Annotated in this window: 12 protein-coding genes; 10 read left to right on the plus strand and 2 right to left on the minus strand. The window is 65.7% G+C overall.

Features of this window, described 5'->3' with window-relative positions; translation table 11 throughout:
- The first annotated feature begins 142 nt into the window (after window positions 1-142).
- Window positions 143-1,036 (plus strand): 1-aminocyclopropane-1-carboxylate deaminase/D-cysteine desulfhydrase, encoded by an 894-nt coding sequence (locus NMG10_RS00005; protein ID WP_254463394.1) that lies wholly within the window; start codon window positions 143-145, stop codon window positions 1,034-1,036.
- Here the strand turns inward: NMG10_RS00005 and NMG10_RS00010 are convergent.
- Entirely contained in the window at window positions 1,027-1,572 is a 546-nt protein-coding gene (locus tag NMG10_RS00010) for a cytochrome b (RefSeq protein ID WP_203647515.1), read from the minus strand. The genes NMG10_RS00005 and NMG10_RS00010 overlap by 10 nt on opposite strands.
- Window positions 1,573-1,747: 175 nt before the next feature.
- On the opposite strand from NMG10_RS00010, the gene NMG10_RS00015 reads away from it, so the two are divergent.
- A complete protein-coding gene (locus NMG10_RS00015) occupies window positions 1,748-3,367 on the plus strand; it encodes a WG repeat-containing protein (RefSeq protein ID WP_232855999.1) in 1,620 nt (539 codons plus the stop codon).
- Window positions 3,368-3,410: 43 nt separating this feature from the next.
- Here NMG10_RS00015 and NMG10_RS00020 read toward each other — a convergent pair whose 3' ends face one another.
- A complete protein-coding gene (locus NMG10_RS00020; RefSeq protein WP_232856000.1) occupies window positions 3,411-4,391 on the minus strand; it encodes a DUF1853 family protein in 981 nt (326 codons plus the stop codon).
- Between the two features lie 44 nt (window positions 4,392-4,435).
- Here NMG10_RS00020 and NMG10_RS00025 point away from each other — a divergent pair, with 44 nt between their 5' ends.
- The 8 genes from NMG10_RS00025 to NMG10_RS00060 all read left to right on the plus strand — a co-directional run bounded on the left by NMG10_RS00025 (window position 4,436) and on the right by NMG10_RS00060 (window position 14,615).
- Window positions 4,436-5,326 (plus strand): NAD(+) kinase, encoded by an 891-nt coding sequence (locus NMG10_RS00025; protein WP_023632574.1) that lies wholly within the window; start codon window positions 4,436-4,438, stop codon window positions 5,324-5,326.
- The gene (locus tag NMG10_RS00030) at window positions 5,326-6,297 is read left to right on the plus strand and encodes a metallophosphoesterase (RefSeq protein ID WP_203647512.1); all 972 of its coding nucleotides are present in this window, start codon (window positions 5,326-5,328) and stop codon (window positions 6,295-6,297) included. The genes NMG10_RS00025 and NMG10_RS00030 overlap by 1 nt, the downstream gene beginning before the upstream one ends.
- Window positions 6,294-7,166 (plus strand): rhomboid family intramembrane serine protease, encoded by an 873-nt coding sequence (locus tag NMG10_RS00035; RefSeq protein ID WP_232856001.1) that lies wholly within the window; start codon window positions 6,294-6,296, stop codon window positions 7,164-7,166. Before NMG10_RS00030 ends, NMG10_RS00035 begins: the two co-directional genes overlap by 4 nt.
- Before the next feature lie 13 nt (window positions 7,167-7,179).
- Window positions 7,180-7,440 (plus strand): YeaC family protein, encoded by a 261-nt coding sequence (locus NMG10_RS00040; protein ID WP_011532970.1) that lies wholly within the window; start codon window positions 7,180-7,182, stop codon window positions 7,438-7,440.
- Window positions 7,437-8,267: a DUF2797 domain-containing protein gene (locus NMG10_RS00045; protein WP_254463396.1), complete on the plus strand. Its 831-nt coding sequence runs from the start codon at window positions 7,437-7,439 to the stop codon at window positions 8,265-8,267. Before NMG10_RS00040 ends, NMG10_RS00045 begins: the two co-directional genes overlap by 4 nt.
- A 13-nt stretch (window positions 8,268-8,280) precedes the next feature.
- A complete protein-coding gene (gene pepN, locus NMG10_RS00050; RefSeq protein WP_254463397.1) occupies window positions 8,281-10,938 on the plus strand; it encodes an aminopeptidase N in 2,658 nt (885 codons plus the stop codon).
- 270 nt (window positions 10,939-11,208) lie between these two features.
- Window positions 11,209-12,225, plus strand: a complete 1,017-nt coding sequence (locus NMG10_RS00055; protein ID WP_232856003.1) for a YCF48-related protein — start codon at window positions 11,209-11,211, stop codon at window positions 12,223-12,225.
- On the plus strand, window positions 12,222-14,615 hold the full coding sequence (locus NMG10_RS00060; protein WP_203647508.1) for an RND family transporter: 2,394 nt from the start codon (window positions 12,222-12,224) through the stop codon (window positions 14,613-14,615). The genes NMG10_RS00055 and NMG10_RS00060 overlap by 4 nt, the downstream gene beginning before the upstream one ends.
- The last annotated feature ends 6 nt before the right edge of the window (window positions 14,616-14,621 follow it).

Raw genomic sequence — 14,621 nt, forward strand, 5'->3', positions numbered from 1 at the left:
AGTACGGGCGGCGCCTGGACTGACGCAGCTGTCGCTAGCGAGGTATGAGGATAGACTCCTGATCGGCAACGGCAACGGCAACGGCAACGGCAACGGCAACGAGCAGCACGTCTGCATCTGCGTGATCAGATAAACTGCCTTCATGTCTGATTTTTCTCTTCCCCAAGCCCCTCTGCAACGCCTGGACCTGCCTTGGTTGCGCCACGCGGGAATCGAAGCCGCGGTCCTGCGTCTGGACCTGATCGACCCGCTGATCAGCGGCAACAAATGGTTCAAGCTGCGTCATCACCTGATCCAGGCCCGCACGGCCGATGCCCCGGGCCTGATCAGCCTGGGCGGCAACCATTCCAACCATCTCCACGCCCTGGCGGCCGCCGGCAAGCGCTTCGGCTTCGCCACCGCCGGCCTGCTGCGTGGCCACCCGCAGGAAACACCGACGGTGCTAGACCTGCGAGCCCTGGGCATGGAACTGCACTGGCTCGGTTTCGGCGGCTACCGCGCCCGCCATGAGCCCGGTTTCTGGCAGCCCTGGCAGGCCCGGTACCCAGGTTGGCACTGTATCCCCGAAGGCGGTGGCGGCCTGGCCGGTGCCCAGGGCTGCGGGTTGATCGTCGAGCAATGCCGGGCGCAACTGGCAACGCTCGGCTGGACCGACTACGACGCCTGGTGGCTGGCGGCGGGAACCGGCACGACCCTGGCGGGCCTGGTGCTGGAGGAGGCGGGCAGGCATGTGGTCCATGGCGCCCTGGCCGTGCCCCTGGACCACGGCGTGCCGGAAACCGTCGCAACATTGGCGGGCGTGCAGGGCTACCAGCTGCACGACGCCAGCCGTGGCGGTTTTGCCCGTATCGACGACGCGCTGCTGGCGTTTATCGCCGACACCGAACGGCAAACCGGCATGCCGCTGGAGGCGCTCTACACCGGCAAGGCCCTGCTGTCCCTGCGCGACCAGGTCGAGGCCGGGCGTTTCGCCCCCGGCACCCGCCTGGTGTTCCTGCACACCGGAGGCCTGCAGGGACGACGCGGCTACTTGTAGGGCAGCATGCGCAGCAGCGTGTTGTCGCGCCGCACGTAGTGGTGGTAGAGCCCGGCCAGCGCGTGCAGGCCGATCAGCCAGTAGCCCCAGCTACCGATGCGCTCGTGCCAGCCCTTGATGAACTTGCTCAGGTCCGGATCCGGGGCGACGATGGCCGGCAGCTCCAGGCCATAGAACGGGATCGGCTTGTCGGCGGCGCTGAGGATTGCCCAGCCGGCCAGCGGCAGGCCGATCATCATCAGGTACAGCAGCAGGTGCACCAGGTGCGACAGGCCCGTCTGCCAGGCTGGCGGCCTGGGCACGATCGGCGGGGTGGGGCGCGACAGGCGCAGGGCCAGGCGCAGCCAGACCAGCACGAATACCGTCAGCCCGAGCATGAAGTGCAGGTCTTTCATCAGGTCGCGTTCGGCGCTGCCCTTGGGGAACAGGCCGCGCAGCTCGATGCAGGCGTAGACGGCGGCCAGCAGCACCAGCATCAGCCAGTGCAGGACGATCGACAGCCGCGCGTAATGGGTCGCGGGAGTGGATGAAACCATGGTGGATCCTCGTCATCAGGTCAAAAAGGGCGCTCTTGCTGGCGCCTGCCCCTAACTCTAATCGCTGGCGTGGAAATGTGTTTGCTTCAGATCTATCAAACGCGGCCGACACAGCGGGCTTGGGTGATGGCTTTGGGCCTGCACCCGATCTCCATCGCACAAGGATCCTGTGTCAATGAAACGCCTCATCTCCACCCCTCGGGTAGCGCTGTTCGGCGCCCTGTCCCTGCTGCTCGCCGGCTGCGAGCAAAACCCGGCGGTCAAGACGCCACCGATTGCCGCCCTGACCATTCCGCTGTGCGTGAACGACGAATGCGCCGTACTGGACCAGAACGGCGCATTCCGAGTCGCCCCAGGCAGCGAGTTCACCCAGATCTATACCCAACCCTTCACCAACGCCTTCATCTTCGGGCGTGGCGACTACTGGCACCTGGCAAGTGGTGACGGCAAGCAGGTGATTCGCGCCGACCTCACCGACGAGCTCTACACCCTGACCCCTGGCCTGTTCGGCTACGTCCGCAATGGCAAGGTCGGGGTGATGGACGAGCAGGGCAAGGAAGTCCAGCCGGCCATCTTCGACAATGTCTATGTCGGTGGCGACAACGACTTTATCGTCTACGAGATCGACGAACTGCGCGGCATCCTCACGCCTCAGGGCGAGAAGGTCAGCGAGGCGGTATTCGACTCAATGTACGTGCGCGAGGATTTCGCCAAGCGCGGCAACTGGGTGCTCGCCGAGCGCCAAGGCGAAAGCTGGGGATACAACCTCAAGACCAAGGTGTTGCGCAAGCTGGACTTCGACACCATTGTCAGCGCGGCCGACGGGTATCTGGTGGTCTCCCGCGAAGGCGGCGCAGGCAAGGGCCTGGCTGATGCCACCGGCAACCTGGTGATTGCGCTCGACAAGGGCTGGCTGGGCACGCCAGGCGGTGGCCTGGTGGCGTATCGGGATGGTTACGACAAACCTTGTGGCTACCTGGATTATCAAGGCAAGGTCGTGATCGAGGCGCAGTACCAGAACTGCGAGACGTTCGGCAAGGTTGGCGGCATGGTGCAGTTGCCGCGTACCGACGAAGACCGGGGCAAAGCCGGGATGATCGGGCATGACGGCAAATGGCTGATCGAGCCCGAGTACGACTCGATCGGCGACGCGGGTATTGGCCTGCTCGGCATGAGTGGCCACCGCCCTGGTTTCAACCATATCGGCAAGCTGCAGAACATGTTCCTGGCAACCTACGGAACCATCGACCTGGACCAGGGGAAGGTTGTGTTCCAGCCCACCTACAAGCAGATCGGTGTGGTCGCGCCCAAGCGCTATGCCTTCACCGAGCTGAAATCGCCGAAGAAGACGGTCATGCTCCTCGGTAGCCCGAGTGAGACGGATACCGTGGGCCTGATGGACGAGCAGGGCAAGGTGTTGGTCAAGCCGGAACAGTTCGTGTCGTTCAAGCTGTTGGCCGATGGCCATCACCTGCTCGCTGCCGAGGGTAGCAGGTCGGACAACTTGCGCGCACTGTATGACCTCGATGGCAAACTGCTGGTGCCCGCCAAATGGCAAGACCTGGAAGTCGACGAGGCGCGTGGCGCGATCTTCGCCTATCGGGTCGAGGGCAATGGCGACGACGCCGTGCGCACGCTGCGCGCCCTGTATCGTCTGGATGGCAGCGTGGTGTTCGACACCAACCGCCTGCCCTGCGGCGCGGAACAGGTGGTCGACGGCAAGGGCCAGGTGCTGTGGCCGAAGGATGCCCAGGCGCATTGCCCGGCGCCTGAGCCAGTGGCCGAGGCGTCCTGACGCTTGAGCTCCCGTCGCCGGCGAATCGGCGGTGGGGGCTGCTTCAGCGTGGGGGGAGGTCTGGCCAGTTGTCGGCCACCAGGAACATCCGTTCGACCTCTGCCCATGTCCCGTCCGGCTGTTCCTCCACCCTGCTCAGCAGGTGTGCGTGGGCATCGGGCTCCAGCCCTTCCCGCCAGGCGGTGAAGCGCGCTGCATTCCAGCAGGCTTGTGCTTCGAACCGCGCCGGTGCCAGCCATGCGTGGCGGGGCAGGGGCTGCCAGCATCCATTATCGGCTTCGCTCCATTGCGATTGACGTAGCCAGCCACCGCGCAGGTGCCGGGGGTTGGCGCCGTCAGGCGAGTGGGTCTGTCCCGACCGTGGGTAGAACAGGTAGCCGCCAAGCCACAGGTGGGCCTGCACCCGATCCAGGCCCAGTCCGGCCAGCACCGAGTGACTCCGCGATCCGCTCGACATGGGCAACTGGTGCTGTACCAGGTGCGCCAGCTTGCGCCCCAGCCGGTCATGGCAACCGGGGCCGAGCCAGAGGTCCGGGTTGCCGCCGTCACCGCTCGGTGGTCCCAGATAGAGCTTGATGGCCAGCTCCAGGTGATGATCGCCTTCGCGGTCGCGCAGCAGGATGTCCAGTTCGCCCAGGGTGTGCCCGCCGTCGCGGATCGCCAGGTTGGCCGCCAGCAGCTCGATGCCCGGCGCCTGCTGCAGGGCGAACTGCCACAGGCTTTCGTAGTACAGGCCCAGGCGCCGGCTGTTCAGGCGTGTCAGCCAGGCCAGCAGCGGCGCAGGCTCCTGGTCGAGCGACGCGAGCCATTGGCTCAGGCGCTGCGGATCATCGGCCCAGGCGCTGCCCTGCAGCGGGTGGCGCTGGGGGCAGCCGGCCTGCGCCAGCAGCGGGGGCGACAGCAGCGCCCAGGCCAGGTCGCGCACGGCAGGGTGGCGCAGCTGGCGGGGCAGGGACTCGAGGTCGGCGAAGGGCATCATCCTGCGAGCATAGCCGGTTTGCCGCTGGCCGGTCCTTTCGCCCATAATCCCGGCATTGTCACCCCGCCGCAGAGCCTTGCAGGAGCACCATGGAGCAATTTCGCAATATCGGTATCATCGGACGCCTTGGCAGCTCCCAGGTGCTCGACACCATTCGCCGACTGAAAAAATTCCTCCTCGAGCGCCACCTGCACGTGATCCTCGAGGACACCATCGCCGAAGTCCTGCCTGGCCACGGCCTGCAGACTTCCACGCGCAAGCTGCTGGGCGAGGTCTGCGACCTGGTCATCGTGGTCGGCGGCGACGGCAGCCTGCTTGGCGCCGCCCGCGCCCTGGCCCGGCACAACATCCCGGTACTGGGCATCAACCGCGGCAACCTGGGCTTTCTCACCGACATCCGTCCCGACGAGCTGGAAGAGAAAGTCGCCGAGGTGCTCGACGGCCACTACCTGGTGGAGAACCGCTTCCTGCTGCAAGCCGAGGTACGCCGCCACCACGAGGCCATCGGCCAGGGCGATGCCCTCAATGATGTGGTGCTGCACCCGGGCAAGTCGACGCGGATGATCGAGTTCGAGATCTACATCGACGGCCAGTTCGTCTGCAGCCAGAAGGCCGATGGCCTGATCGTTGCCACCCCGACCGGCTCCACCGCCTATGCGTTGTCAGCCGGCGGCCCGATCATGCACCCCAAGCTCGACGCCATCGTCATCGTGCCGATGTACCCGCACACGCTGTCGGGCCGGCCGATCGTGGTGGACGGCAACAGCGAGCTGAAGATCGTCGTGTCCAAGGACCTGCAGATCTACCCGCAGGTCTCCTGTGACGGCCAGAACCACTTCACCTGCGCCCCCGGCGACACCATCACGGTGAGCAAGAAACCGCAGAAGCTGCGCTTGATCCATCCGCTGGACCACAACTACTACGAGGTCTGCCGCACCAAGCTCGGCTGGGGCAGCCGCCTGGGCGGCAGGGACGACTGATGCTCGATCCGGCGCGCAGTTTCGACATCATCGGTGACGTGCATGGTTGTGCGCTCACCCTCGAACGCCTGCTCGACGCGCTCGGCTACAAGCGGGTCGGCGGGGTCTGGCGCCACCCGCGGCGCCAGGCGCTGTTCCTCGGCGATATCGTCGACCGCGGCCCGCGCATCCGCGAGGCGCTGCACATCGTCCACGATATGGTCGAGGCGGGCCAGGCCTTCTGCATCATGGGCAACCATGAGTACAACGCCCTGGGTTGGGTTACCCCGGCACTGCCCGGCAGCGGCAAGGCTTTCGTGCGCGAGCACACCCCGCGCCATGCCCGGCTGATCGACGAGACCCTCACCCAGTTCGCCCAGCATCCTGGCGACTGGCACGATTTCATCCAGTGGTTCTATGAGCTGCCGTTGTTCGTCGACGCCGGGCGCTTCCGCCTGGTGCACGCCTGCTGGGACCCGCGGCTGATCGAGCCGCTGCGCCAGCAGTACCCCACGGGCCGCATCGACGAGCACTTCGTGCAGGCGTCGGCGGTGTCCGGCAGTTTCGCCGCCACGGTGTGCAACCGCCTGCTGCGCGGCACCGACATGCGCCTGCCGGACGGCCTGACGCTGACCGGCGGCGACGGCCTGACCCGCGCCTTCTTCCGCACCAAGTTCTGGGAGGAAGACCCGCAGACCTACGGCGACATCGTTTTCCAGCCCGACGCGCTGCCCGACGAAGTGGCCCGCACGCCCCTAAGCCACAGCCAGAAGAACGCCCTGCTGCGCTACGACGAGGACGAGCCGCTGCTGTTTGTCGGCCACTACTGGCGCAGCGGACGCCCGGCGCCGATCCGGGGCAACCTGGCGTGCCTGGACTACAGCGCCGTGCTCTACGGCAAGCTGGCGGCCTACCGCCTGGATGACGAAACCCGCATTGACCCGCACAAGTTCGTCTGGGTCGACGTCGACCGTCCGCAGGCCAGCCAATGAACGTGATCGAAGTACTGCGCCTGCCGCTGGCGGTCGACCTCAGCGGTTTCGTCGCCTTGCTGCGGCGCCTGCAGGTACCGCACCGGGTGGTGGAGGAGGGCGAGGAGCAGGTGCTGTGGGCGCCGCCGGCCATGGCCGGGGATGTGCTCGAACTCTACCGGCGTTTCCCTGATGGCAATGCCGATCTGCAAGCCTTGCCGGAACCCGTGGAGGTCGCTCCGGCGGCGCCTTCGCTGAAGGAGCAGGCCATGGCCTGCAAGGTCACCGCTGCGGTGCTGATCCTGAGCCTGGTGGTCGCCGGGGTAACCGGCCTGGGCGACAACCTGTCGACCATCGGCTGGTTCACCTTCCTGTCGTTCAAGGTGCAGGGCGACTACCTGTACTTCACCCCGTTGCTCCAGGGCCTGGCCGAAGGCCAATGGTGGCGCCTGGTGTCGCCGATGCTGCTGCACTTCGGCGTGCTGCACCTGGCAATGAACGGCCTGTGGTACTGGGAACTGGGCAAGCGCATCGAGTTGCGCCAGGGCCCGTGGATGCTGCTGGGTCTGACCTTGCTGTTCAGCCTGGTGTCCAACCTGGCCCAGCATTTCACCAGCGGCCCGAGCCTGTTCGGTGGCTTGTCCGGCGTGCTCTATGGCTTGCTAGGGCATGTCTGGCTGTACCAGTGGCTGGCGCCCAATCCGCAATTCAACCTGCCCAAAGGCGTGCTGGTGATGATGCTGATCTGGCTGGTGATCTGCCTGAGCGGCGTGGTCGGCCAACTGGGCTTCGGCCAGATCGCCAACGCCGCCCATGTCGGCGGGTTGCTCATCGGATGCCTGACCGGCCTCTTGGGCGGAGCACTCGCCAGGCGTAGACTGTCGGCCTGACTGAGGAGACACCATGTCCACTTTCGCGCAAATGATCGAAAACATCACCCCCGAGATCTACGAGAGCCTGAAGACGGCCGTGGAGATCGGCAAATGGTCCGACGGCCGCAAGCTGACCGCCGAACAGAAGGAGCTGTCGCTGCAGGCGGTGATCGCCTGGGAGATGAAAAACCTCCCCGAGGAGCAGCGCACCGGCTACATGGGCCCGCAGGAGTGCGCCTCGAAGTCGGCGCCGATCGCCAACATCCTGTTCAAGTCGGACTCGGTACATTGATCGAACTCGCTCGTGGCTCTTTGAGCAAGATGGCGGTGCGCCTGGACGCACCGGTCGTTCAATACAGTTTCCGCCTGGATGACACCGAGGTGCCGGTCAACCCGCTGATCGGCCAGGCGATCCGCCTGGAATACCTCGGCGCGATCCACTGCACCCATTGCGGCAAACGCACCAAGACCAGCTTCAGCCAGGGTTACTGCTACCCGTGCATGACCAAGCTGGCCCAGTGCGACGTGTGCATCATGGCCCCGGAGAAATGCCACTACGACGCCGGCACCTGCCGCGAGCCTTCGTGGGGCGAGCAGTTCTGCATGACCGACCACGTGGTCTACCTGGCCAACTCGTCGGGCATCAAGGTCGGCATCACCCGCGCCACCCAGCTGCCCACCCGCTGGCTCGACCAGGGCGCCAGCCAGGCGCTGCCGATCATGCGCGTGGCCACCCGTCAGCAATCCGGGCTGGTCGAGGACGTGCTGCGCAGCCAGGTGCCGGACCGCACCAACTGGCGCGCGTTGCTCAAGGGCGACGCCGAGGTGCTCGACCTGCCGGCCATCCGCGAACAGATCTTCGACGCCTGCGCCGACGGCATCCGCGGCCTGCAGGAACGCTTCGGGTTGCAGGCCATCCAGCCGTTACCCGACGCCGAGGTGGTGCAGATGCGCTACCCGGTCGAGGCCTACCCGAAAAAGATCGTCAGCTTCAACCTCGACAAGGACCCGGTCGTGGAAGGCACCCTGTTGGGCATCAAGGGTCAGTACCTGATCTTCGACACCGGCGTGATCAACATTCGCAAGTACACGGCCTACCAGCTGGCCGTGCTCCAGTAAAAGGATCGTCACCATGCGTACCGAACAACCGCAAGTGATCTACCTCAAGGACTATCAGGCCCCCGAGTACCTGATCGACGAGACCCACCTGACCTTCGAACTGTTCGAGGACCACAGCCTGGTCCATGCGCAGCTGGTCATGCGCCGCAACCCCGAGCGCGGCGCCGGCCTGCCGCCGCTGGTGCTCGATGGCCAGCAGTTGGAGCTGCTGCGGGTGGTGCTGGACGATGTCGAGCTGCACGCGGGCGACTACCAGCTCAGCGACGACAGCCTGACCGTGCAGCCCAACGCCGAGCACTTCACCCTCGACACCAGCGTGAAGATCCACCCGGAGAGCAACACCGCGCTGGAAGGCCTGTACAAGTCCGGCAAGATGTTCTGCACCCAGTGCGAGGCCGAGGGCTTCCGCAAGATCACTTACTACCTCGACCGCCCGGACGTGATGAGCACCTTCACCACCACGGTGATCGCCGAGCAGCATCGCTATCCGGTGCTGTTGTCCAACGGCAACCCGGTCGGCAGCGGCCCTCAGGAAGACGGCCGCCACTGGGCGACCTGGGAAGACCCGTTCAAGAAGCCGGCCTACCTGTTCGCGCTGGTGGCCGGTGACCTCTGGTGCAAGGAAGACACGTTCGTTCGCCAGTCAGGCCGCGAGGTGACCCTGCGCATCTATGTCGAGCCGGAAAACCTCGACAAGTGCGACCACGCCATGGTCAGCCTGAAGAAGTCGATGCGCTGGGACGAGGAGGTCTATGGTCGCGAGTACGACCTGGACATCTTCATGATCGTCGCGGTCAACGACTTCAACATGGGCGCCATGGAAAACAAGGGCCTGAACATCTTCAACTCCAGCTGCGTGCTGGCCCGCGCCGAGACCGCCACCGACGCCGCCCACCAGCGGGTCGAGGGCGTGGTCGCCCACGAGTACTTCCACAACTGGTCGGGCAACCGCGTGACCTGCCGCGACTGGTTCCAGCTGTCGCTCAAGGAAGGCTTCACGGTGTACCGCGATGCCGAGTTCAGCGCCGACATGAACTCGCGCACGGTCAAGCGCATCGAGGATGTCGCCTACCTGCGCACCCACCAGTTCGCCGAGGATGCCGGCCCCATGGCCCACCCGGTGCGTCCGGCGAGCTTCATCGAGATCTCCAACTTCTACACCCTGACCGTGTACGAGAAGGGCGCCGAGGTCGTGGGCATGGTCCATACCCTGCTGGGCGCCGAGGGCTTCCGCAAGGGCAGCGACCTGTACTTCGAGCGTCACGACGGCCAGGCGGTGACCACCGACGACTTCATCAAGGCCATGGAAGACGCCAACGGCGTCGACCTGACCCAGTTCAAGCGCTGGTACAGCCAGGCCGGCACGCCGCGCCTGGAGGTCAGCGAGGCCTATGACGGCGCCGCGCAGACCTACAGCCTGACCTTCCGCCAGAGCTGCCCGCAGACCCCGGACAAGGTCGAGAAACTACCGTTCGTGATCCCGGTGGCCCTGGGCCTGCTGGACGCCGAGGGCAACGACCTGCCGCTGCGCCTGGTGGGCGAGGCGCAGGCCGTCGGCAGCAGCCGCGTGCTGTCGGTGACCGAGGCCGAGCAGACCTTCACCTTCGAGGGGATCAAGGCCAAGCCGCTGCCGTCGCTGCTGCGTGGCTTCAGCGCACCGGTCAAGCTGGGCTTCCCGTACGACCGCGACCAGCTGATGTTCCTCATGCAGCACGACAGCGACGGCTTCAACCGCTGGGAAGCCGGCCAGCAGCTGTCGGTACAGGTACTGCAGGAGCTGATCGGCCAGCATCAGCGCGGCGAAGCGCTCACGCTTGACCAGCGCCTGATCACCGCCCTGGGCACCGTGCTTGGCAATGCGTCGCTGGACCCTGCCATGGTCGCCGAGATGCTCTCGCTGCCGGGCGAGGCCTACCTCACCGAGATCAGCCAGGTGGCCGATGTCGATGCGATCCACGCCGCCCGCGAGTTCGCCCGCCAGCAGATCGCCGAGCAGCTGTTCGACGCCCTGTGGGCGCGCTACCAGGCCAACCGCGAGGTGTCGCGCAAGACGGCCTACGTGGCCTCTGCCGAGCACTTCGCCCGTCGCAGCCTGCAGAACATCGCCCTGTCCTACCTGATGCTCAGTGGTAAGCCGCAGGTACTGGAGGCGACCCTGGAGCAGTTCGACCAGTGCGACAACATGACCGAGCGCCTCACCGCCCTGGCGGTGCTGGTCAACTCGCCGTTCGAGCCCGAGCGGGCCAAGGCGCTGGAGGCCTTCGCCGAGCACTTCAAGGACAACCCGCTGGTCATGGATCAGTGGTTCAGCGTACAGGCGGCCAGTGCACTGCCGGGCGGCCTGGCGCGGGTCCAGTCGTTGATGCAGCACCCGGCCTTTACCCTGAAGAACCCGAACAAGGTGCGGGCGCTGGTCGGCGCCTTCGCCGGGCAGAACCTGGTCAACTTCCACGCCGCCGATGGTTCGGGGTACCGCTTCCTGGCGGACCTGGTGATCGAGCTCAACGCGCTGAACCCGCAGATCGCCTCGCGCCAGCTCGCACCGCTGACCCGCTGGCGCAAGTACGACGACAAGCGCCAGGCGCTCATGAAGGGCGAGCTGGAGCGGATTCTCGCGTCCGGGGCGCTGTCCAGCGATGTGTATGAGGTGGTGAGCAAGAGTCTCGCTTGAGACACCTGGGGCTGCTGCGCGGCCCTTTCGCGGCACAAGGCCGCTCCTACAGGGGACCGCGATCCTCTGTAGGAGCGGCCTTGTGCCGCGAAAGGGCCGCGCAGCGGCCCCAATTGTTCTTGTGGTTAACAAAACATAACGTCCCGCTCGTTGTGTTCCGCCGAACAACCCCGATACGATGACCCGAAGCTATTCCAGGGCTCTGGAACAGGGTTTTCGCAGTACCTGGCAATAGATTGACCCACCACAAGAACACAACAGGGGGCAGTCATGAGAGAGCGGGCAAGGGCACGCTACAGCCTGGCGGCCAGCGCGATGCTGGCGCTGACGCTGAGTATCGGGGCCGGGCAAGTCCTGGCGGCGGTGGCCGCCGAGGAATACTCGGTAGAGTCGGCCAAGGCCAGCCAGAGCCTGTTGATCGGCGCCACCCACGCCGGGCAGCGCCTGGTGGTGGTCGGCGACCGCGGCCACATTCTGTTCTCCGACGACCAGGGCCAGACCTGGACCCAGGCCCGGGTCCCCACCCGGCAACTGCTCACTGCGGTGTTCTTCCTTGACGACAAGCGCGGCTGGGCCGTCGGCCACGACGCGCAGATCCTCGCCAGCAGCGACGGCGGCGCGACCTGGAGCAAGCAGTTCGAAGACCTGTCCCGCGAAGCCCCCTTGCTCGATGTGCGCTTCCTCGACCCGCAGCACGGCTTCGCCGTGGGCGCCTACGGTGCCCTGCTGGAAACCCTCGATGGCGGCCAGCACTGGCAGGACGTCGCCGAGCGCCTGGACAACCCCGAGCAGTTGCACCTCAACGCCATCACCCTGGTGAAGGACGCCGGCCTGTTCATCGTCGGCGAGCAGGGCGGCATGTTCCGCTCCAGCGACGCCGGCCAGAGCTGGACCAAGGTCCAGGGGCCCTACGAGGGCTCGCTGTTCGGCGTGATCGGCACCGCCCAGCCCAACACCCTGCTGGCCTACGGCCTGCGCGGCAACCTGTTCCGCTCCACTGATTTCGGCGACAGCTGGCAGCCGATCGAGCTCAAGGCCGAACGCGGCCCGCTCGAATTCGGCCTGGCAAGCGCTACGCTTCTCGAAGACGGCAGCCTGGTGCTGGTCGGCAACGGCGGCAGCGTACTGCGCAGCCATGATGACGGGCAGACCTTCAGCGTGCGCAACCGCGCCGACCGCATCGCCCTGTCGGGCGTCAGCGGCCTGGGCGGCGGCGGCCTGCTGCTGGTAGGGCAAGGGGGCGTGCACCTGGCCTCGGCCGACGGCACCCAGGAGGCGCGTCCATGACCAGCCGGGAGAGCTTCGACATGCAGCACAAGGACAAGGCCACCCTGCTGGAACGCCTGATCTTCAACAACCGCCCCATCGTCATCGCCATCTGCGTGCTGGTGAGCATCTTCCTGTTCTGGCAGGCCACGCAGATCCGCCCCTCCACCAGCTTCGAGAAGATGATCCCGCTGCAGCATCCGTTCATCGAGCAGATGCTCGAGCACCGCAACGACCTGGCCAACCTCGGCAACACCGTGCGTGTGTCGGTGGAGTCGACCAAGGGTGACATCTTCGACAAGGACTACATGGAGACCCTGCGCCAGATCCATGACGAAGTCTTCTACATCCCCGGCGTCGACCGCGCCGGCCTCAAGTCGCTGTGGAGCCCCAGCGTGCGCTGGAGCGAGGTCACCGAGGAAGGCTTCTCCGGCGGCGAGGTGATCCCCAACACCTACAACGGCTCCCAGGACAGCCTCGACACCCTGCGCGACAACGTGCTCAAGTCCGGCCAGGTCGGGCGCCTGGTGGCCAACAACTTCAAGTCCAGCATCATCGACATTCCGCTGTTGGAGAGCCACCCCGATCCGCAGGATCCGGGCAAGCAGGTCAAGCTCGACTACCAGCAGTTCTCGCATCAGCTGGAAGAGAAGATCCGCGACAAGTTCCAGGCACAGAACCCCAATGTGAAGATCCACATCGTCGGCTTTGCCAAGAAGGTCGGCGACCTGATCGACGGCCTGGTGATGGTGGCGATGTTCTTCGGCGTGGCGCTGGTGATCACCTGGGCGCTGCTGTACTGGTTCACCTGGTGCATCCGCAGCACCATCGCCGTGCTCATCACCACCCTGGTGGCGGTGGTCTGGCAGCTGGGGCTGATGCATGCGGTGGGCTTCGGCCTGGACCCGTACTCGATGCTGGTGCCGTTCCTGATCTTCGCCATCGGCATCTCCCACGGGGTGCAGAAGATCAACGGCATCGCCCTGCAGTCCAGCGACGCCGACAACGCCCTGACCGCGGCGCGGCGCACCTTCCGCCAGCTGTTCCTGCCGGGGATGATCGCCATTCTCGCCGACGCCGTGGGCTTCATCACCCTGCTGATCATCGACATCGGGGTGATCCGCGAGCTGGCCATCGGCGCCTCGATCGGCGTGGCGGTGATCGTCTTCACCAACCTGATCCTGCTGCCGGTGGCGATCAGCTACGTCGGCATCAGCCAGAAGGCCATTGCCCGCAGCAAGAAGGACGCCACCCGCGAGCACCCGTTCTGGCGCCTGCTGTCCAACTTCGCCAGCGCCAAGGTGGCGCCGGTGTCGGTGGTGCTGGCACTGCTGGCCTTCGCCGGCGGCCTCTGGTACAGCCAGAACCTGAAGATCGGCGACCTTGACCAGGGCGCGCCGGAGCTGCGCCCGGACTCGCGCTACAACCAGGACAACAGCTTCATCATCAGCAACTACTCGACCAGTTCCGATGTGCTGGTGATCATGGTCAAGACCCCGGCCGAGAGCTGCTCGATCCACTCGACCATGGCGCCGATCGACGAGTTGATGTGGACCATGGACAACACCCCGGGGGTGCAGTCGACCATTTCCCTGGTGACCGTGTCGAAACAGGTCATCAAGGGCATGAACGAGGGCAGCCTGAAATGGGAAACCCTGTCGCGCAACCCGGACATCCTCAACAACTCCATCGCCCGCGCCGATGGCCTGTACAACGCCGACTGCTCGCTGGCGCCGGTGCTGGTGTTCCTCAACGACCACAAGGCCGAGACCCTGGAGCGGGTCACCGCCGCGGCCAAGGCCTTTGCCGACAGCCACAACAAGGACGGCCTGCAGTTCCTCCTGGCGGCGGGTAACGCCGGCATCGAGGCGGCCACCAACGAAGTGATCAAGTCGGCCGAGCTGACCATCCTCATCCTGGTCTACATCTGCGTGGCGGTGATGTGCATGATCACCTTCCGCTCCTTCGCCGCGACGCTGTGCATCGTCCTGCCGCTGGTGCTGACCTCGGTGCTGGGCAACGCGCTGATGGCGTTCATGGGCATCGGCGTGAAGGTCGCCACGCTGCCGGTGGTGGCGCTGGGCGTGGGCATTGGCGTGGACTACGGCATCTACATCTACAGCCGCCTGGAGAGCTTCCTGCGCGCCGGCCTGCCGTTGCAGGAGGCCTACTACGAAACCCTGCGCTCCACCGGCAAGGCAGTGCTGTTCACCGGCCTGTGCCTGGCCATCGGCGTGTGCACCTGGATCTTCTCGGCCATCAAGTTCCAGGCCGACATGGGCCTGATGCTGACCTTCATGCTGTTGTGGAACATGTTCGGCGCCCTGTGGCTGCTGCCGGCGCTGGCGCGGTTCCTGATCAAGCCGGAGAAGCTGGCGGGCAAGGAAGGCGGGTCGATCTTCGCTCACTGACCAAGG

The organism is Pseudomonas sp. DVZ6 (assembly GCF_024259445.1).
Lineage (GTDB): Bacteria > Pseudomonadota > Gammaproteobacteria > Pseudomonadales > Pseudomonadaceae > Aquipseudomonas > Aquipseudomonas peradeniyensis.